The 20,954-nt window shown below is 37.6% G+C and carries 20 protein-coding genes; 4 read left to right on the top strand and 16 right to left on the bottom strand.

What is annotated here, in order from left to right; genetic code table 11:
- Positions 1-83: 83 nt before the first annotated feature.
- A complete protein-coding gene (locus MMY79_RS10980; protein ID WP_016138334.1) occupies positions 84-572 on the top strand; it encodes an Lrp/AsnC ligand binding domain-containing protein in 489 nt (162 codons plus the stop codon).
- Between the two features lie 33 nt (positions 573-605).
- Here the strand turns inward: MMY79_RS10980 and putP are convergent, their stop codons facing one another.
- The 14 genes from putP to MMY79_RS10910 all read right to left on the bottom strand — a co-directional run bounded on the left by putP (position 606) and on the right by MMY79_RS10910 (position 14,215).
- Positions 606-2,096 (bottom strand): sodium/proline symporter PutP, encoded by a 1,491-nt coding sequence (gene putP / locus MMY79_RS10975; RefSeq protein ID WP_252608401.1) that lies wholly within the window; start codon positions 2,094-2,096, stop codon positions 606-608.
- A gap of 400 nt (positions 2,097-2,496) precedes the next feature.
- On the bottom strand, positions 2,497-3,204 hold the full coding sequence (locus MMY79_RS10970) for an NAD-dependent deacylase (RefSeq protein WP_252608399.1): 708 nt from the start codon (positions 3,202-3,204) through the stop codon (positions 2,497-2,499).
- 91 nt (positions 3,205-3,295) lie between these two features.
- A complete protein-coding gene (gcvH, locus tag MMY79_RS10965; protein ID WP_005069578.1) occupies positions 3,296-3,670 on the bottom strand; it encodes a glycine cleavage system protein GcvH in 375 nt (124 codons plus the stop codon).
- A gap of 37 nt (positions 3,671-3,707) precedes the next feature.
- Positions 3,708-4,733, bottom strand: coding sequence for an AraC family transcriptional regulator (locus MMY79_RS10960; RefSeq protein ID WP_252608397.1), 1,026 nt, complete (start codon positions 4,731-4,733; stop codon positions 3,708-3,710).
- A gap of 107 nt (positions 4,734-4,840) precedes the next feature.
- Entirely contained in the window at positions 4,841-5,281 is a 441-nt protein-coding gene (locus MMY79_RS10955) for a MaoC family dehydratase (RefSeq protein WP_004792778.1), read from the bottom strand.
- Positions 5,281-7,128, bottom strand: a complete 1,848-nt coding sequence (locus tag MMY79_RS10950; protein ID WP_252608395.1) for an ABC transporter ATP-binding protein — start codon at positions 7,126-7,128, stop codon at positions 5,281-5,283. Before MMY79_RS10950 ends, MMY79_RS10955 begins: the two co-directional genes overlap by 1 nt.
- 366 nt (positions 7,129-7,494) lie before the next feature.
- Complete coding sequence (locus MMY79_RS10945; protein ID WP_016138328.1) at positions 7,495-8,031, bottom strand: DUF2058 domain-containing protein; 537 nt, start codon at positions 8,029-8,031, stop codon at positions 7,495-7,497.
- Between the two features lie 3 nt (positions 8,032-8,034).
- The gene (locus MMY79_RS10940) at positions 8,035-8,715 is read right to left on the bottom strand and encodes a YoaK family protein (RefSeq protein ID WP_252608393.1); all 681 of its coding nucleotides are present in this window, start codon (positions 8,713-8,715) and stop codon (positions 8,035-8,037) included.
- Between the two features lie 3 nt (positions 8,716-8,718).
- Positions 8,719-9,921, bottom strand: a complete 1,203-nt coding sequence (sstT, locus tag MMY79_RS10935; RefSeq protein WP_252608391.1) for a serine/threonine transporter SstT — start codon at positions 9,919-9,921, stop codon at positions 8,719-8,721.
- A 413-nt stretch (positions 9,922-10,334) separates the two neighbouring features.
- A complete protein-coding gene (locus tag MMY79_RS10930) occupies positions 10,335-10,646 on the bottom strand; it encodes a metalloregulator ArsR/SmtB family transcription factor (RefSeq protein WP_002121379.1) in 312 nt (103 codons plus the stop codon).
- Between the two features lie 466 nt (positions 10,647-11,112).
- Positions 11,113-11,676 carry a TetR/AcrR family transcriptional regulator gene (locus MMY79_RS10925; RefSeq protein ID WP_252608389.1) on the bottom strand — a complete coding sequence of 188 codons (564 nt, stop codon included), beginning with the start codon at positions 11,674-11,676 and terminating at the stop codon, positions 11,113-11,115.
- Between the two features lie 369 nt (positions 11,677-12,045).
- On the bottom strand, positions 12,046-13,209 hold the full coding sequence (locus MMY79_RS10920) for a cupin domain-containing protein (protein WP_252608387.1): 1,164 nt from the start codon (positions 13,207-13,209) through the stop codon (positions 12,046-12,048).
- Positions 13,210-13,238: 29 nt separating this feature from the next.
- Positions 13,239-13,832: a Maf family protein gene (locus tag MMY79_RS10915; protein WP_252608386.1), complete on the bottom strand. Its 594-nt coding sequence runs from the start codon at positions 13,830-13,832 to the stop codon at positions 13,239-13,241.
- On the bottom strand, positions 13,832-14,215 hold the full coding sequence (locus MMY79_RS10910; RefSeq protein WP_003651438.1) for a DUF2237 domain-containing protein: 384 nt from the start codon (positions 14,213-14,215) through the stop codon (positions 13,832-13,834). Before MMY79_RS10910 ends, MMY79_RS10915 begins: the two co-directional genes overlap by 1 nt.
- A 138-nt stretch (positions 14,216-14,353) precedes the next feature.
- Here MMY79_RS10910 and MMY79_RS10905 point away from each other — a divergent pair, with 138 nt between their 5' ends.
- From MMY79_RS10905 to fba, 3 genes are all read left to right on the top strand, one after another.
- Positions 14,354-15,541, top strand: coding sequence for a phosphoglycerate kinase (locus tag MMY79_RS10905; protein ID WP_151768065.1), 1,188 nt, complete (start codon positions 14,354-14,356; stop codon positions 15,539-15,541).
- A 124-nt stretch (positions 15,542-15,665) separates the two neighbouring features.
- On the top strand, positions 15,666-15,911 hold the full coding sequence (locus MMY79_RS10900) for a hypothetical protein (protein ID WP_252608385.1): 246 nt from the start codon (positions 15,666-15,668) through the stop codon (positions 15,909-15,911).
- A 121-nt stretch (positions 15,912-16,032) separates the two neighbouring features.
- Positions 16,033-17,070 carry a class II fructose-bisphosphate aldolase gene (fba, locus tag MMY79_RS10895; RefSeq protein WP_003651441.1) on the top strand — a complete coding sequence of 346 codons (1,038 nt, stop codon included), beginning with the start codon at positions 16,033-16,035 and terminating at the stop codon, positions 17,068-17,070.
- A gap of 118 nt (positions 17,071-17,188) precedes the next feature.
- Here the strand turns inward: fba and MMY79_RS10890 are convergent, their stop codons facing one another.
- Together MMY79_RS10890 and MMY79_RS10885 are read right to left on the bottom strand one after the other, a co-directional pair.
- Positions 17,189-18,499, bottom strand: a complete 1,311-nt coding sequence (locus tag MMY79_RS10890) for a peptidylprolyl isomerase (protein WP_252608384.1) — start codon at positions 18,497-18,499, stop codon at positions 17,189-17,191.
- Positions 18,499-20,937: an LPS-assembly protein LptD gene (locus tag MMY79_RS10885; RefSeq protein WP_252608383.1), complete on the bottom strand. Its 2,439-nt coding sequence runs from the start codon at positions 20,935-20,937 to the stop codon at positions 18,499-18,501. Before MMY79_RS10885 ends, MMY79_RS10890 begins: the two co-directional genes overlap by 1 nt.
- Between the last annotated feature and the right edge of the window lie 17 nt (positions 20,938-20,954).

Below are 20,954 nucleotides of genomic sequence, written 5' to 3'. Positions count from 1 at the left end.
AGAGAGGTTTAGATAATTTATCATTACAGAAGAAACACCGAATAACTCACTATATTTATCCCATTTTTTAGAGGAAAATTCAGATGAATGGCCCATTATTAAGCCTTGATCGCACTGATTTAAAAATTTTGGATATTCTTCAAACAGATGGGCGTATTTCGAACAGTAAATTAGCCGAGCTTGTGAATTTATCTCCTACTGCAGTGATGGCGCGAGTTCAAAAGCTGACAAAAGATGAATTCATCTTAGGATATGAGGCTAAGTTAAACCCTGTTAATTTAAATGCCAATTTTCTAGTGTTTGTTGAAGTATTACTGGATAAAACCACACCTAATGTTCTAGATGAGTTTATTGATGCTGTGGTTCACTATCCGGAAATTGTTGAATGTCATATGGTGAGTGGAGGATTTGATTTTTTAATTAAATTACGAAGTGGCAGTATGGAAGAGTTTAGACGTATTGCGGGGCAGGTGTTATGGCAGTTACCGGGAGTGAAAGAAACTCGGAGTTATCCAGTAATGCAGGTAGTGAAAGATACTTCAAAAATTAAAATTAAAACCAAAAATAAATAAAGGGGTCCAAGCCCCTTTATTTATTTCAATGATTTATACGCTTTCTTTGTAGAGTTTATCTGCTTCTTCAAAGCGTCCAGTTACAGTCGTATTTGGCGCTTTAGTTAAAAGACTCACTACAATGATGCTGATAAATGCAAGGATAAAGCCCGGAATGATTTCGTAAACACCTGTGCTTGCGAAAAGATTTTTCCAGCCAATAACCACAACCGCACCAACGATCATACCTGCTAAGGCACCTTGTAAATTCATACGTTTCCAGAACAATGACAAGATGATAAGCGGACCAAACGCTGCACCGAAGCCAGCCCATGCATAAGCAACAAGGCCAAGAACCTTACTATCTGGGTTCCCTGCAAGAGCAATAGCAAGAACAGCAATGACAAGAACCATTACACGGCCAACCCATACAAGTTCTTTTTGAGATGCATTTTTACGAAGGAAACCTTTGTATAAATCTTCAGTTAAGGCACTTGAACATACTAGAAGTTGACAGCTTAACGTGCTCATAACAGCAGCTAAAATTGCTGCCAAAATGATACCCACAATCCATGGATTGAATAAAATTTTAGTCAATTCCATAAATACAGTTTCAGGGTTTTTGCTAACAACTGCCGCTAATTCAGGATGTTGTTCAAAATAAGCAATACCGAAGAAACCAGCACCCACAGCACCTGCTAAACACAAGATCATCCAAGTCATACCAATACGACGAGCAGCAGGAATAGATTTTACTGAGTCGGCTGCCATGAAACGTACAAGGATGTGTGGTTGACCAAAGTAACCAAGTCCCCATGCCATGGAGGATAAAACTGCTACCACACCAAAATCTGAGATGAGATTAAATGCATGCGGACGTGCAGTTTCAATCAGGGTAACAAAATGAGTTGTGTCCCCGATCGCAAGGTAAGTCACGATTGGTGTTAAGATCAGGGCAAAAATCATCAATCCAGCTTGGAATGTATCAGTCCAGCTAATTGCTAAGAATCCACCGATACAAACATAACTGATGGTTGCAATAGCACTGAGCCAAATAGCTGTGTTGTAAGACATGCCGAATAAATTTTCAAATAAACGGGCACCCGCTACCATGCCTGAAGCACAGTAAATAGCGAAGAAAACCAAGATGATAACAGCAGAGAAAATACGAAGTACTTTTTTCTGGTCATCAAAACGGCTTGTAAAATAATCTGGCAAAGTTAATGCATTGTTTTGAATTTCAGTATGAACGCGTAATCGACCAGCAACCAGTAGCCAGTTAAGCCAAGCACCGATAATAAGACCAATTGCAATCCACGCTTCAGATAGGCCAGAAAGATAAATTGCTCCTGGTAAACCCATGAGTAGCCAACCACTCATGTCTGATGCGCCTGCGGATAACGCAGTAACGAAACTGCCTAAACTACGACCACCGAGAATATAATCTGAGAAGTCGCTTGTAGCACGGTAGGCAAATAAGCCAATAAGTACCATTGCTACGATGTACACCATAAACATGATGAGGGTGGGATCAAAATAACTCATGATGGATGTGTGTCCTTATATCCATAATCCGTGATTGTAACCTAATCCAGGTCGCTGTTTTCTTGTACGGCATTCAAGAGGTTGAGATTCAACCACAAAAGATTTTTTTTGCTCTGTTATTTTTATATTGTACTTTTGTATCTTTGTGTAACTTAAAATAAGTGGATTTTTTAAGTGAAAAATTATAATATTAATCATTAACTTATAATTTTTTAATATTTATTTTTTAAAGATTTTATGAGAAATAAAAATATTTTAAAAAAAATAACTCTAAATCTAATTGTAAAGTGCTTGGAGGATAAAGTTTTTTTGAGCAAAATTAGAACAATGCTAGAAAATTTTATCTAAAAAATAGTAATTTTTATTCAAATTAAATTTATTTGGTCCTTAAAAATAGCGCTTAATGGGTTAAATTCTCAAAAAGTTGATGCATTCCTTGAGTCGCTGACATTATTAACAATTCATATTGTTGAGGAACACGTCCATAATCTGCTTTGGGATCTATATAGTAAGCTTTACATTGATCTGAAATTTCATGTACTAGACCCGCAACTGGATATACGCTTAATGTGGACCCAATGACTATAAAAGTATCTGCACTTTGCACTAATCTAATTGCTTCTTCATAAGCAGGTACGGCTTCGCCAAACCAAACAACATGTGGACGAAGGGGATAACCATCTGGGCAAAGGTCATGTTCTAAATCTAATTCCCAACCGTTAATGTCATAAAACTGAGTTGTAAATTGCGCATTGGGGCCAGAACTTTTTGCTAACCGAATATTGCCATGCAAATGTAAAACGTTGGAACTTCCCGCACGTTCATGCAAATCATCAATATTTTGAGTAATAACATGTACGTCAAAATAATCTTGTAACTTGGCAATATATTGATGAGCTGAATTGGGTTGAGACTCTAAAATATTTTTACGGCGTTCATTGTAAAAGCGTTGAACTAAAGCAGGGTTCTTTTGCCATGCTTCAGGTGTGGCAACTTGTTTGATATCGTAATTTTCCCATAGACCATTATTGTCACGAAAGGTGCTAATTCCACTTTCAGCACTCATACCAGCGCCAGAGAATACAACAAGCTTTGTCATAGAAGTCACCGATTTGTAAAACTGATTTTGAATAGATAAAGAAAAAGCCAGTTTACGACTAAACTGGCTTTTATTAAATATGAAAAGCTATAGCTATCTTTTATAAGCCAGCTTCATATTCTGCATTTGTTAAAAGTTTTTCAACATCTGCAATGTTGTCTGGTTTGATTTTATAAATCCAACCCTTACCATACGGATCATCATTTACAAAATCAGGATCATCTTCAAGGTCAGTATTTACTTCTACTACAGTGCCTGAAACAGGCGCATGGATGTCAGAAGCAGTTTTTACTGACTCAACCACACCAGCTTGTTCGCCAGCAGTAACTTTACTCCCAACTTCTGGAGTTTCAACGTAAACCAAATCGCCAAGTTCATCTTGTGCATGATCAGTAATCCCTGTAATAACAAGATCACCCTCAATCTTTACCCACTCATGTGTACGTGCATACTTCAGTTCCGAAGGATGGTTCATGATAACTCCTTAAGCTTGTGTCCAATATTTTTAAACATTATAAGTATGGGTCTTTACGCCAGTTGCTCGGACTGCGGCCGCTCCAGCGTTTAAAAGCTCGGCTAAAATTTGCAACGTCCGAATAGCCAAGTTCATCTGCAATTTGTTCAAGACTATAATCTGTGCGGGAAAGCAGAGATGTTGCATGTCGATAACGCACTTCATCAACCAAAGTTGAAAAGGAAGTTCCTTCTGCTGCTAGTTGACGCTTGAGTGTGCGATCTGACATATGTAGGTATTCTGCTACATTTTCTATGCTTAAGTAATGTTGTTCAGAATTACTTAAAATATCACGAACTCGCATTGCTAAACGACGGCGTTCACCCAAAGCAGAAAGTTCAGCTTCACATTGGTTAATGGCAACTTGACTTGCGATAGGGTCAGCATTAACTAATTTAAGCCCTAAATACTTTTTATCAAAACTTGAAATTAAATGTGGTTGGTTAAAGCGAATTGTGCTGCTCAGCTTATTTTTATATTTGTCAAAACCTTCTGGTTCTGGGAAATCTAAATCTACATCACCAGCTAAATCTTCAATACCAGTCATCGCTTTCGCCATGCTCATGATACCAATAGTTAAACCTAAAACGATTTCTGTACGTAAAGGTTCTAGTTCAATATCACACTGTAATTGTAAGGTCGCTTTTGGCCCAAAAGTTGAGAAATATAATTGTAAAAAGGGCAAGCGTAGCTGAATAAAGCGGGCTGCAAGAGCAATCGCTTCAGTAATATCTTTGGCTGTCATAATTGCATAGCCAATGAAGCCATGAATTGAGATACGCATTTGAGTACCAAGATGGTAACCCAACGTCGTTTCGCCAGTTAAATTAAGCGCGTGTTTTACCAGTTCATTTGCTACTGGTGTAGAAATACGATAGTCAGGGTCAGCCAGTTGCTCACTGGTAAGATGAAATGGAGCAAATAATGTTTCATCGTTGTATCCCCAACGCGAAACAACATCTAATAGCAATAAGCCATAGACACCCGGAATACCCTGATCTTGACGAGCTGAGGTAATTTTCATATGCGTTCCATTGCTCTCATCAATTTTTCACATGCATTTCTTACACATCTTGTCATGAAATATAATCTGAGTTTATAAAAACTGTTAGACAATCATATCAACCATTTTTAAACATTTTTTTTAAAGACAACAATTTTTGTTGTTGAAATAAGTAAAACATCCCCATGTTGATTTAAGGCTTGTGTAACGTAACTAACAATACCACGATCTAATTTTGTTTTGGATGGTGTGATAGCTGAAATTTCAGCTTCAACATGAATTCTATCACCAGGTCGGGTGGGGCGTGGCCACCGTAGACTAGATTCGGAACCAATTAGACCCCCATGAATAGGCATGCATTCTGTCCATAAACGCATCGTGATGGCTGAGGTGTGCCAACCACTGGCAGCAATCCCCTGAAAAATAGGATCATGCTTAGCTTGCTCTTCATCAGTGTGAAATGTTTGAGGATCATAGGAATTTGCAAATTTTTTGATTTCATCTAAGGTGATTTCATATTCACGACTAATGAAACGATCACCAATTTTCAAATCTTCTAAATAAAGCATTAATCTTGACCCTGTAAAACTTTTTGTTCAAATAGGAAGCCGCCTGTTTGACGTTTCCATAATTGTGCATATATTCCATTTTGAGCAATTAACTCTTCATGTGTTCCTTGCTCAGCAATTCGACCTTCATCAAGAACAATTAAGCGGTCCATTTGTGCAATAGTAGATAATCGGTGTGCAATTGCAATAACAGTTTTATCAACCATAAGGTCATTTAAACTGGATTGAATCGCTGCTTCAACCTCTGAATCCAACGCACTAGTCGCTTCATCTAAAATGAGAATAGGAGCATCTTTTAAGAATACGCGTGCGATAGCAATACGTTGTCTTTGACCCCCAGAAAGTTTTACGCCACGTTCACCTACTTGGGCGTGATATCCATTACGGCCTTTTAAATCAACCAATTGAGGTATAAATTCGGCTGCCTTTGCTTTATTAACAGCATTTTCCATATCGGCATCAGTTGCATCTGGACGCCCATATTTAATGTTTTCAGCCACTGAGCGATGTAATAAAGACGTATCTTGTGTCACTAAGGCAATATTTGCTCTTAGACTATCTTGAGTCACATCTTCAATATTTTGCCCATCAATTAAAATTGCACCTTGCTTAAGATGGTAGAAATGTAAAAGTAACTGGATAAGCGTAGATTTTCCTGCTCCAGAGCGCCCAACAATTCCGATCTTTTCGCCTGCTTTAATATGCAAGTTAAAGTGATCAATTACATTTTTATTGTTATAAGCAAAGCTTACATCTTTAAATACAATTTCACCTTGGGGAACTTTAAGTGTTTTTGCCTCGGCCTTGTCTTGAATATTGATTTTTTTGCCCAATGTTTGCATACCATCTTGAATGGTTCCAACATTTTCAAATAACGCTGACATGTGCCACATCATAAATTCAGCCATACTATTAAGCTTTAAAATCATGGCAGTAGTCGCCGCAATTACACCTAATGCTGCTAAACCTTGAGTCCATAGCCAAACTGAAGTACCAATAACGCCAATAAACAAAACGGCTGATAGCATGTTGATACTTATTTCAAAAAGAGTGCCTAAACGCATCTGCGCATAGACTGTTGTCATAAACTCTTTCATTGATGCTTTTGCATATTGGCTCTCACGTCCCGCATGAGCAAACAATTTAACAGTTTGAATATTGGTATAAGCATCGGTAATGCGGCCAGTCATAACTGCTCGGGCATCGGCTTGTTGCTGTGAAACCTTACTTAAACGGGGAATAAAGAACCATGCACTTAATAGAAATAAAGTTAACCAAACTAAAAGAGGTATTAACAAAATAGGGGAAATAGCCCCAAGGACAATGCTAACGGTAATGAAGTAAATAGCGACGTAAGCTAACATGTCGCCCAAAATAATCCAGAATTCACGGATTGCTAGAGCAGTTTGCATCACTTTTGCAGAAAGTCTTCCAGCAAAGTCGTTATGGAAAAAATCTAAGCTTTGTTTCAATAAAAGATTGTGAAAACGCCAACGCAAACGCATTGGAAAAGTACTATATAAAATCTGGTGTTTAACAATAGATTGAATATTTACGAAAAAGATATTAGCAAATAAAACACCAATTAAAAGCAGTAGATCAGTTGCATGTTGACTGAAAAAACTTTCAGGATGACTTTTACTTAACCAATCTACAAGTTGTCCAATTTTTGAAAAAAGTAAGGCTTCAAAGCTTGCAGCACCTGCTGTAAAAAGAATAAGTAAGAATAAATAAGGGCGTAAGCCTTCCGTCGCTTGCCAGACAAATGGGAAAAAACGAGTTGGTAAAGGTTCATCCAAACCTTTTGTTGGGTAGGGATCTACAAGTTTTTCAAACCACTTCAGCATGAATTACTACCTTTAAGACAAAAGCCACTTAATTAAGTCTTTGCAATTAAATTTACAAAAAGTCAGTCAGATCAATATCACTTAGTTTTCGATCTTTTGAGTATGTGCAAATACACAGAACTGATTACGTTGTGCGTCATTTATTAGTACATGACGTAAAATTTGGATACCTGAAGAAATCTTCAAGAATGTCGCGAAGACTTAAAAAATTATGATTTATTATATCGGGATTAATAGATGAAGTGGTGAAGGAATTTATTCTTTAATTGTTTTTTCTGAATATTTTGAACATTTGTTAAATTAATACTTTTTAAAGTAATTCGAAAAAGGCCTTTATATTATGCATCATAAAGGCCCTTGTCTGTGTTACCACATTAAATCATCAGGAATAACATAGGCTGCATAAGGATCTTCTTCATTTGTGGTTTGTTCATTTGACTCAGCATTGTTCAATAGAATAAAACCTTTCATTTTTTGATCAATTTTTTCAGCTAATGGTTTAGGTAAGTATGCGTATTGATTTTGATCTTTAGCAATGAGCAAACTGCCTGACACAAGGGCATTATATATTTGCTGAGAAATATATACTTTCTTGATCTTACCCTCATCAATAAATTGATAAACACTATCACCATCAGTATTTGAAATCTTATGATGTTTAATCATTTGAATGATGGATGCTTTGAGGGCTTTTTCCTCAAGTTGCTGTTGCTTTTCTAAGTTTAAAGCCTGATCTTTAGCTAACTTTTCTTGTTGAGCTTTTTCAATATTCGCTTTGATTTCAGGTTCATCGCTTTGTCCGATACGCTGTTCGTGGTGAGCTTGTTTTGTTAGTTTTTTTGCTTTTTTATTATCCACTAACCCAGCTTTTAGTAGCTGTGCTTGTAAGGCATTTTTAACCATGACTTAATCCTTATGTGAAGTTGAGGGGCTATACAAGTAAACTACCCAGTAAGAAATACTTAAGACTAAGCTTAAAGTTGCTGGCAATAAAAATGCTTGTAACTTTAAATACGGATGTACCAGCGCAGCGAGAATTCCACCAAGCAGAAAACCCGTAAAAATAAGTAAGTGTAAAACAATACGTCGGTTTTCTACCGGTAAGCCTCTGGCTTTATAACCAAGTGCTAAACCAATATCTGTTAAAACACCAGATAGATGGGTAGTTCGAATAATGGTTCCTTTATAATGGCTTACCATTGCATTTTGTAGCCCCATTGCTGTACAAGCCCATAATAATCCATAGCGTGGAAAATAAGGAAGTAATAGCCAGCAAAGGAAAATGAATAAGGCAACAAGACTCAAAGGTAAACCATAGCGACGACCTAATCGGAAGTGGCTACTGCCTAAAATAAAACCACTATAAAATGAACCGCAAACATAACAAATAATCACCAGAAGCAAGAAAATGATATGTTCTGGTTGCCACTCTACCAAACTCATGGCTAGCATACTAACGTTGCCAGTCATATGTGAAATAGATTGATGCAAAAGGGTAATTAACCCTAATACATTAATCATTCCGGCATTGAATGCCAGTAAAAAGGCTCCGACTTGGAACCAGTTTGGTAGACGTTGAAATGGCATTTTTTAAGAAGCTTGCTTAGAGCGAATATCTACAGCTGCGGTAAATAAAACATCCGTAGAAGAGTTAAGCGCTGTTTCTGTAGAGTCTTGTAATACACTAATGATCATACCAATAGCCACGACTTGCATGGCAATTTCAGTTGAAATACCAAATAAACTACAAGCTACCGGAATCAGAAGTAAAGAACCACCAGCTACACCAGAAGCACCGCATGCTGAAACTGTAGCAACAACTGATAAAATAAGCATTGTTGCAAAATCAACATGAATTCCAAGCGTATGTACAGTTGCTAATGTGAGTACAGTAATTGTTACTGCTGCACCAGCCATATTGATTGTTGCACCTAATGGAATAGACACACTTGCCGTCGATGGATTAACACCTAAGCGTTCTGCTAAATCTAGGTTAACTGGAATGTTGGCTGCTGAACTTCGTGTGAAAAAAGCAGTAATCCCACTTTCTTTAAGACATTTAAACACGAGAGGGTATGGATTCCCACGTATAGTAAGTGCAACAAGAATTGGATTGATAACTAAAGCAACAAAGAACATCGTACCTAACAGTACTATTAATAATTGCGCATAACTTTCAAGGGTTGCGAGACCTGCATCTGCAAAAGTTACTGCAACCAAACCGAAAATACCGACAGGTGCAAAAGCAATTACTTTATGAATAATAGCGCTGACAGCATGTGCAACATCTTGCATTACTTCTTTTGTGGTGTCTGAGCTATGGCGCATCGCTAAACCTAAGCCAATTGCCCAAGCTAAAATACCGATAAAGTTTGCTTCACTAATTGCTTGAACTGGATTAGCAATAAAGCTTAAAAGCAGATTTTTTAAAATGTCAGCTAAACTTCCTGGTGCTTGCAAATCATTGTGCGAAACAGTGTTAAGGAACAAAGTACTAGGAAAAGAAAGACTAACAATCACAGCTGTGAAAGCAGCAAGCAACATACCGACTACGTATAAAATCATGATTGGACGTAAATTTGCACTATGACCCACTTGAAAGTTGGCGATAGAAGAAAGTACCAATACAAAAACTAAAATAGGCGCAACAGATTTTAATGCTTTAATAAAAAGCTCACCAAACAAACTTAAATATGGCGTAAAGTCTGGAAATAATAATGCAACGCCAATACCTAAAATAATGGCGAAAATAATCTTGGCTACCAAGCTTAATCGAGAAAGGAATTCAAGCATATAAAGACCTTATTAACCTATTCATGGCTAAAGGTTGAACAAGCGGAGTATTTTATACTTAAGTTAAGTGAATCTTAAGCTTTTTTATACCAACTAGAGTTTTTTATAATGAATGGTAATATTAAGTTTTTGTTTTAATTTAGTTTTTAATTTAAATTCAACATTTTTGATTGGTGGCTTTGCTTGTTAATTGTTCGTTGGAAAAATGAATTATTTCAAAAACTGTAAAAGTCCCGTATGACTACACTGATATAAATTAATAGAACGGTAAACGGAGTAAATGAAACTTTGGAAAAACTACGCGAATTTTCAAAACTTTGTGCTTGGACTAAACTCTAAGCTTTCAAGCTGAAAAATCGCATATTTCAGGAAATTACTAATATTATTATAAATTTATAATTTAAAGATATTGTTTATTTACTTGCACAGTACAGTTGGTGAAGCGTATTTAAAATTGAATGCATATTGTCATCCTTAATAGAGTAAAAAATTTGCTTACCATCACGACGAGTTGATACAACATCACTTTTACGTAACATCATAAGCTGTTGTGAAAGAGTGGGCTGTGTAATTTGGGTCTTCTCTTCAATTTGCGAGACATTTAGCTCTTCATAAGCTAAGTGACATAAAATTAATAACCGATCTGTATTAGCCAAAGATTTGAGAATTCCAACGACCGAATCAGCCGCATTTTTCATTTCTTCAATTTGGAGTCCATCTTTCATACTTTATACCTATATCAATATAGCGGGCATAGTATAGATTGATCTTGCGGAAATGAATGTAGCAAAACTAATCAATCCAATTGTTTTTGTTGAAAAGCAATATAAGGGGAACTGATAAATAAATAGTATTTTTAATTAAAAACAGTTGTTTGTATTTCTTTTGTGTCTGAAGTGTTGCATTGTGTTATAAGTTTAATTGTTAAGTATAATTGAATTGAAGCTAATGTGAAATAAGTGCTATTTCACTCAGATAAATAGTTAAATCTAATTTATCTCTAAATGAAATATAAAAAATGATTGAGTTTTTATTTTTTAAATATATAATCTGTTCTGTACAGACAGGTCTGTATATTTTGGTTCGGTAGGGTCGAAAAAAACGTCTAATTTTGAACCAAAATGACTTTCAGACGCAGCGTGATAGAGAAGAAGAATATTAATATAAGAAGAATAATATCGCGCTTTATTTTTAAGCAGCTCTTTCAAAGTCGATTAACTTTTCAACTCGATTCCAATAATCATAAATTTTTATTGAACCATGTTCGACTTGAGCTTGAATAGTCATACCTTCCAATATATTAACGAGTAATAAAGATAAAGGGCCTGGTTCTTTTACATCATATTGGTTAAGAAGATTTTGCATCAGTTGAGTTAACCAAGCTTTATACAACGTAGCAGGTTGATGCGTTGACGGATATTGTTTTAAAACTTCTTCCAAAGCTTTTTGAAACATACAGCCATTAAAATCTTCGCTATTAAACCAGTTGGAATACCATAAAAATACTGCTTTAATTCTCGCAAGAGGGTCTAACTCATCATGTTCTGATAAGGCAGCAGTAAGAGAGTTTTGTAAAAGCGTATTCCGTAGAAGTAGGCATTCTTCAATTAACTTTTCTTTCGATGGAAAATGCTTATAAAAAGTCATTTTTGCAACGCCAGATTCATTAATGATGCGATCTACACCTATAGAATTATAGCTATATGAGTTAAAAAGTCTTAATGCGGTGTTAATAATGTCATCTTTCTTCGACATATTTTTTAGCCTCTCACAAATGAATTGCTATTCGCTTGAACTGTGATCTGTATTAATGAGAATCTGGATTTTTAATTTTACAAGGTATTGTTTGTTATTGATAGAAAAAAGATATTATTTTTTTAAACGGTATCGTTTAAATTTTAAGGAAAAAGTAAGTAAGAGCTATGCCATTTCTTTAATAATCAGGTTTTCTATTTTAAATTTTTTGTTCAACATTTCTTAAGTTTAATAACCTTAGTTACGTGTTGTTTAAGGAGTTGTAGATAAATTTAATAAGTAATAATGGAATGTATCTGTGCGTTTGGTTGTTCCTTTTAAAAGTAGACTTTTCCACTTTCATGAAAAAATCTACTTTTATTAAGACATTTATTCTGAAGGAGGTAAAAGCATAAGAATAGATTCATTTAACAAGTGAGCAACGTTCTCTAGTGTTTCATCATCATTAAATTGGCTATCGAATGGCAGGCTCTCTCCATTGGCAATCGCTTTTAATTTTTGCCCAAAAGACTCAGTTATAAAGAGTGCTTCGCCATTTCCCCAAAAGTTTAGGGTTCCGTCTTGTTCTGTATAAAGTAGTCGAGAAGCTGGCTCTAAAAGAACCTCGTATCCTTCTTGTAGGATTTCTTTCAAGTCATCGGCTTCGATTTCATCAGCTTCTGGAATATTATCAGGATATTTAGGTTCACTCATATAAGACATGATCGCGGCATCAAGTGCTGCTGAGTCTTGTAATTGAGCTAATACTAAGTCTTTGAGGTGACCCAGTTCGGTTGCGTTAATTTCACCAATTTGACTCATTTGCTTGCGTGCAATGTCTAAAACCGGATTTTGCAACAAAGTATTAGCTGAAAACTGGTCGCTAATACGCTCCATCATTCCTGCAATGTTTGGCATGCGAAAGCCAAATGAGAATGTTAGGCAATTGTCTTCAGCAACGCCATAATGTGCCATTCCAGGTGGAACATATAGTAAATCGCCAGGCGCTAAAATCTCATCAAATTCCACATCTATTTCAGGCAGAAGTTTTAATGGTTGATTGGGTAAAAATGTCGTATTTGTATCGCACATTTGTCCTAACTGCCAACGACGGTGTCCGTGACCCTGAACTAGAAACACATCATAAAAATCAAAATGCTTTCCAACTGAACCACCTTTGGGAGCGTAAGAGACCATAATGTCATCGCGGCGCCATTGGGGAATAAATGGAAATTTTTTCCAAAGTTCAGAAAGGTCAAATGAATAGTGATCTACAGCTTGTACTAAAAGCGTCCATAGTTTTGGCAGCTTTTGAAAGTCACCCTTAGTTAAAGGTGAAGACTTGACGTGCCATTCATTTGGATTTTTATCTTTTTGGCGAATGAGTCGGGCACTCGCATGTTCTTCCAACGCAAGTTCTTGCACATCTTGGGGTTCTAAAAGACCGACAATCTCTGGTAACCCGTTACGTACTAGTAAAGGTTTTTTCTGCCAATATTCTGCTAAAAATTGTTCGGCAGTAATACCGCCTAAAACTGCTAAAGGTTCTGTCATGGAAATAACCTATTTAATAATATCTAAAATTAAGGAATCTGTAGACCAAGCTGCCTTAAAATATGGCAAAGTTGAATCATTGGTAAACCCATAAGAGTCGTCTGATCTTGGCCTGTCATTTTTTCGAACAAACTAATTCCTAAACTTTCACACTTAAAGCTACCAGCACAATGGAGTGGTTGGTCTAATGCAATATATCGTTCAATTTCAGCTTGAGTTAGGGTTCGGAATTTAACTTGATAATGTTCAACAAGCGTTTGCTCAAAATTCCCATCAACCCATTGAACACTGAGTGCAGTACTAAAAAAGACAGTTTGCCCTGAGTTTTCTGCTAACTGAACTTTGGCATTTTCAATGGTCATTGGTTTACCAATAAAGTCATTAGGGGCGTGCTCTCGCCATGCGACTTGATCGGAACCAATAATAATTGCATGTGGGTTTTGTGCAGCAATCACTTGAGCTTTTGTGAAGGCTAATCTTTTTGCAAGTTCATCAGCATGGGTTTCCTTGCGAGGGCTCTCATCAATATCTGGGCTCACACAGATATAGTTAATCCCTAGGCGATCCATTAAGGCTTTACGCGTTTGACTGCTTGATGCCAAAATAATTTGTGGCTGAACCATTACACTGCAAATTCCATTAAAACATCTAAAGGCACATAGCTTAATACAGCTTGGTGACATGCATGTATTTTGATGGGAGGGGCTTGACCCGCTTGATAAGCTTCTACCCAACGAGTTACACAGATACACCAGAAATCACCAGGCTTCAGGCCGGGGAAATCTACCTCTGGTAAAGGGGTAATAAGATCATTACCTATTTTTTGTGAAAAATTTAAGAAATCAGAGGTCATTTGCGCACATACGGTATGCTGACCAAGGTCTGTTACTGCTGTGTGGCAGAAGCCATTTCTAAAATAGCCAGTAATAGGGTCGAAACAACAGCTTGCTAAAGGTTCCCCTAAAACATTTAAACGATTGATTTGTGGATCTGGATGAATAGACATAATGGATGAAATATCAAATGACTATCTCTATCATAATCAAAACTCAGGCTTTCTACAGCTTTTATGCAAAAAAACTAACCTTTTTTGATGTAATCATTTAAAATTGGCGCGTTTTTAAAATCATAAAGAGAGCTTTACATGAATTTTCAGCGTATGACTGACCTTAACTTAACAGGTAAACGCGTCCTTATTCGTGAAGATTTAAACGTTCCTGTCAAAAATGGTGTGATTACTAGTGATGCTCGCTTACGTGCAGCATTACCAACTATCAAGGGTGCTTTAGAAAAAGGCGCAGCAGTGATGGTATTTTCACATTTAGGTCGTCCTGTTGAAGGTGAACCAAAGCCAGAACAATCACTTGCACCAGTCGCTGCTTATTTAACAGAAGTATTGGGTCAAGAAGTTAAATTGTTAACTGATTACCTAGATGGCGTAGAAGTTGAAGCTGGTCAAGTTGTATTGCTTGAGAATGTACGCTTTAACCATGGCGAAAAGAAAAATAATCCAGAGCTTGCTCAAAAATATGCTGCATTATGCGATGTATTTGTAATGGATGCATTTGGTACCGCTCACCGTGCAGAAGCGTCTACTGAAGGTGTAGCTCGTTTTGCTCCTGTAGCAGCAGCTGGCCCTTTATTGGCAGCTGAGTTAGATGCACTGGGCCGTGCAATGCAAACTCCTGAAAAACCAATGGTTGCAATTGTTGCAGGTTCTAAAGTTTCAACTAAACTTGATGTTCTAAACTCACTATCTAGTATTTGTGATCAACTTATCGTTGGTGGTGGTATTGCAAATACATTCTTGGCAGCTGCTGGTTTCAATGTTGGTAAGTCACTATACGAAGCTGACTTGGTTGAAACTGCAAAACAAATTGCAGCTAAAGTAAGTGTTCCACTTCCTACTGATGTGGTAGTTGCGGATGCTTCGCAAATTAACTTTGAAGATTTCTTGGGTTCTTTAGCAGCAGCGCAAGCAGTTGTGAAGAAAGTAGAAGATGTAACATCAAATGACATGATTTTAGATGTTGGCCCGGAAACAGCTAAAGCATTTGCAAATATTTTAACAACGTCAAAAACGATTCTTTGGAATGGTCCTGTAGGCGTATTTGAAGTTGATCAGTTTGGTGAAGGTACGAAAGCGCTTTCGCTTGCTGTTGCTGAATCTGCTGGTTTCTCTATTGCTGGTGGTGGAGATACTTTAGCTGCGATTGATAAATATAACGTTGCTGATCAAATTGGTTATATTTCTACAGGTGGCGGCGCCTTCCTTGAGTTTGTTGAAGGAAAGACTTTGCCAGCAGTTGCAGTTTTACTTGAGCGTGCTTAATACTGTTATCTAAAAACAAGAAGGGATTGGGTTACCAGTCCCTTTTTTCATGGATAGGTCATTAAACTGTCATATATCTGCAATAAAATAGTGAGCATTAAATCACCAACTGTGGACAATAGTGATGAATTTAAAGCTTACATTTGCTGCTCTGTTAATTGTACCGATGATGTTAACTGCTTGTGCTAAGAAAGACGAAGCATCTCAGGCTGGACAAGAATCGGCAGCTTCTACCGCTGTTTCTGAAAAAGTAACACCTGAGCAACAAGCAGCAATTGATGCGATTGATAAGCCAGTTTTAGATGAAAAGAATACCGATGTGGTTGAAGGTAGTGCATCAAGTGAGGCTGCTGCTTCAGAAACACATTAATTTGTTGTTTTTTGTTAAAAAATCCCTGCATATGCGGGGATTTTTTTTGAAATACTGTGATTTGTTGCTGAATTGAAATAAATGAAAGGGTAGAATAACCCGCACTACCTGGGAGGATATTATGGCACTCATTTCAATGCGCCAGCTCTTGGATCACGCTGCTGAACATAACTACGGCGTACCAGCATTTAACGTAAATAACTTAGAACAAATGCGCGCAATCATGCTTGCCGCGGATGCAACCAATTCACCTGTAATTGTTCAAGCATCAGCTGGAGCTCGCAAATATGCAGGCGCTCCATTCTTACGCCATCTTATTTTGGCTGCAATTGAAGAATGGCCACATATTCCAGTGGTAATGCACCAAGACCATGGTACAAGCCCTGATATCTGTCAGCGTTCAATTCAGCTTGGTTTTAGCTCAGTAATGATGGACGGTTCATTAGGTGTAGACGGTAAAACACCTACATCTTACGAGTACAACGTTGATGTAACTCGTAATGTAGTTGCTTTAGCACATGCATGTGGTGTTTCTGTCGAAGGTGAGATTGGCTGTTTAGGTAGCCTTGAAACTGGTATGGCTGGTGAAGAAGATGGTGTTGGTGCAGAAGGTGTACTTGACCATTCACAACTTTTAACTTCTGTTGAAGAAGCGACTCAGTTCGTTGCTGATACAAATGTTGATGCACTAGCAATTGCAGTTGGTACTTCACACGGTGCGTATAAATTTACGCGTCCACCTACAGGCGATATCTTGGCAATTGACCGTATTAAAGAAATTCATGCGGCATTACCAAATACTCACCTTGTAATGCATGGTTCGAGTTCTGTTCCACAAGAATGGTTAAAGGTAATCAATGAGTTCGGCGGTAATATCGGCGAAACTTATGGTGTACCTGTTGAGCAGCTTGTAGAAGCGATTAAACATGGTGTACGTAAAATCAACATTGATACTGATTTACGTTTAGCTTCAACTGGTGCAATTCGTCAGTTTATGGCAGAGAATCCATCTGAGTTTGATCCACGCAAATACTTTGCTAAAACAGTTGATACAATGAAGCAAATTTGTATCGATCGTTATGAAGCATTTGGTACAGCTGGAAATGCTGACAAGATTCGTCCAATTTCTTTAGAGAAAATGGTTGATCGTTATAAATAATTCCCATTAGGGTTTAATTTAAAAAAACCGGTTATTTATATAGCCGGTTTTTTTATTAAGTAAATTTTATTCATAAAAAAACCTGCGATGAACGCAGGTTTTAATGAAGACAAAAGACTTACTTTTGTAAGTTCTTTTTGTCTAGACTTGGATCTTTAATTTCTACATAAGCATTCGCACGCACTTCACGCAGCCAACTGTCGATTTCGGTATTAAATTGACGTTCACCTAAGATTTGACGTGCCATACGTTCTTGATATTCATGAGTCATATCTTTTTCACGTTTTTCAGTTACTTGTAAGATATGCCACCCGAATTGAGTCTGGAATGGTTCGCTGATTTCACCTACAGGAATTTCCTGCATTTTTTTGTCAAATTCAGGCACCATCATGCCTGGAGTTACCCAGCCTAAACTGCCGCCATCACGCGCAGAGCCGGTATCATTTGAATAGGTCGCTGCAAGAGTTGCAAAATCATCGCCAGCTTTTAAGCGTTTATAGATGTTATCAATAATTTGCTTGGCATTTTCAAGGCTAACCACTTCAGATGGTTGAATGAGAATGTGGCGAGTTTGATATTGAGGTACTAAAGCTTTTTGCTCATTTTGTTTGCGTTCAATAAGCTTTAAGACATGCACACCATCACGTACTGAAATTAAGTCGGTTGTTTGACCTTCTTGTAATGGAGTAATACGTGCTGCAAGTTCGGCAGGAATATCTGAAAGTGGGCGGAATCCCATGTCAGCCCCATCAACTTTTGCATTTGCAGTTGAAAGCTTTTTCAATGCGTTTATATCATTACTTTGTGCAAGCTTCGAACGTACTTCTTGAGCTACAGATTGAACTTCCTGCGGATTATCACCAGTAATACGCATATGAATTACGTGTGCTTGGTTGCCTAAAGCAGCTTGTCCCTGAGGTGATTTCAAGAAGTTTTCTACGTCTTGGTCACTAATTTTAATACGGGACATGACTTGTTGTTGGCGCAAACGGCTAATCGCTAAATCCTCAGCGATTCGGCCACGTAAACTTTCATAAGTTCCTGGTGCCATAGCATCCAACTTTTGCTGGAAAGCTTCTAAACTTTTACTTCCAGATTGACTGGCTACTTTTAAGACTGCTTCATTTAAGCTTTTTTCATCAGGTTTGATGCCATATTTTTTAACCTGTTCAAGTTGTGCCTCACGCAAGATGAGTTGATCTAACACCTGAAATTGTAAATATTGCTGAGGTGGAACCTCTTTTTTTTGTGCTTGTAGTTCGTGAGCGGCTTCAGCCATCCCTTGTTGAAGATCACTTTTTAAAATTACGCTATTGTCCACAATTGCCACAACTTCATCAGCGGGTTGGGCAAAACTATGCATTGATGAAGAGATTAGGGCAGCAAGGGTAGTTGCTTTAAAAAACTGTTTAAGATGCTTTGTCTTCATTAACGTTGTGTCCAAGATTGATTAATTTTGTTAAAACCTAAAACGCGATTTTCAAGTAAAGACGCGAGTTTATTGTTTAAACCACCTAAACCTTTTAGTGTAATTTCGGCCATAATGGCACGTTTTTCACTAACATCTGGAGATTTTGGATCATCTAGATCGTTATAGTATGAGCGACCATAGACAGAAATGCCCCAGCAACATGACTCATAGTTAACCCCTAATAAGATTTCGCGGGCAACATCATTGTCCATGTCATATTGTACGTGGCCCATAATACGCCAATTGTCTTTAACTGGTTGTATAAACGATGCAACAACCTGATCGTAGGTGTCTTGACGTCCTGCAATATCTTTACGATAGAAATAGCCTAAGTTATAAAGATTTCCTTTATCTCCAGTATAATAAACTTGGAAATCACGCTGAGCGTTATCACCATTAGACATCCATGCTGAGTTGGCTGCGATTGTGAAATTTTGGTTTAATTGGCTTGTTAAACTTACAACTGGACCAGTATTGCTTTCGGTATCAATCTCGTCTTGTTGTTTTAATGTCACACGGCGATCTTCAAAATAATAACTTTGACCAACACTCGCACGTAAACGTTCTAAGCCTACTGTGTCAAAAAGGCTATAACTTACGCCAAGTGATAGAAAGTTGTTGTCTTCCAGACGGTCATGTCCATAGAAACGGTAAGGGTTAAATAATTGATCGTAACTTACTGATGCTGAAGTTGAGTCAAAGTTTGGATAGCTGCTTTGGTCTTTGTATGGAGCATAGGCATAAAATGCGCGAGGGGTAAGCGTTTGTAAATACTTGCCTTCACGTTCAAAATTAAGCCCAGTGTCCAGTGTAAATTGAGGTACAACGACTGATTTATTCTCTGAACCACCATCTAGACCTTGAGATGCAATACTGTCCTTATCATAGAATGTTTGAATAGAGCGTACAGAAACTTCAGGTATTACAAATGCTGCTGGTGTGCGGTAATTGTAGCGTGTTGCAAACTGGTTGTAGATACGTGTACCACTACTTTCTTGAGCAGAATCATCATTAATTGATTTCTTGAAGTATGCGGTATCGTTATTGAATTCGTATTGTAAGCCTAATGGATTACCCGTCACATAATTCAATAAGAATTGTGGCAAACGTGCATAAGGCTTATCAACATCGGCAATATCAGGGTCAAGTGTCTGGAAATCTTCGACTTTAAGCTGAGCTTTTAAACCCGGAATACCATGTTGGTAGTTTAGTTCCCATGCTCTACGTAAGTTTAAGTCTGTTTTAGAGTTAGGACTGCTATCTAAGTCTGAGAAATAGTCTTTATCTGAAGCATAGTTATATTCTAGATTAGTCGACCATTGATCGTTGATATTCCAGTTATGTAAGAAATGGAAATCTTTACGATCTTTATCATCATATTCTTTGTCAGATGGCAACATGCCACCCCACATTTCACCCGCACCAAAACCATCGGTTAAATATCTAAAGTCACCTTTTAACATTGCACCGCGGTCTGCTAAATAGCGCGGAGTAAGTGTCAGATCATAGTTAGGTGCAAGGTTTAAATAAACCGGAACAGAAAGCTCAACACCACCATCGTTTGAGAAACCAAACTGAGGATTGAGAATACCTGTAGTTCGGCGATCATCAATTGGGAAGTTAAAGTAGGGAATTGCTAGAACTGGAACATCTTTAACATATAGTTTTGTTCCGTGGGTTGTACCACGTCCAGTTTCCTGATTTAACTCGATTTTATTTGCCTGAATTTTCCAACCTGGTTTTTGACCCGGTGGACAAGTCGAGTAGGTAGCATCGTTAAGAACCATGACATTTGGTGATGTCCTTTCGATTTTCCCTGCGTGACCATGAGCATGTTGTTGTTCAGAAATATAAAAACTATTTTCTAAATGACCAGTCTGGTTTTTTAGGTTGTAATTAATTTCGTCACTCTGTGAAAGTAACCCGCCTTGAGCGAGTTGTACTCGGCCTTGTGCGTGTGCGAAGGTTTGGGTCTTATCAATCGTAACCTTGTCAGCACGAACTGTACGTCCTTCCTGATCAATAACGACGTCGCCTTCTAAAACAGAGTCACCAGCAGGATTATAATGTCCGTAATTAGCCGTAACGACAGAAGTCGTCTTATCGGCATCTAAGGCTTTGGTCTCTGGGTTAATCGGTGTAACCCAAGTACCTTGGCAAAATGCCGAGCTTAAATATTTATTGTCACGAAGCTGTGCCTCAGGTGCAGATTTATCAACATAATACTGTTGAAAGAATTCTTGACCTGGGTAGGCTTCTTTGATGCTCGCTTTAAGTTGATTATTGTCTATATTGGAGACAACATCAGCTGACTCAGCATAACTTGATTGTATGGAGCCACATAAGAGCGTAAAAATAGCTGTCGCTAAAGGATTAAATTTAAACTGATGCTTCATTGTCTCATTAACCAAGT

The organism is Acinetobacter sp. XS-4 (assembly GCF_023920705.1).
Taxonomy (GTDB): Bacteria; Pseudomonadota; Gammaproteobacteria; order Pseudomonadales; family Moraxellaceae; genus Acinetobacter.
Note: the sequence above shows the minus strand (reverse complement) of the source record. Positions and strands in the feature narration are given on the sequence as shown.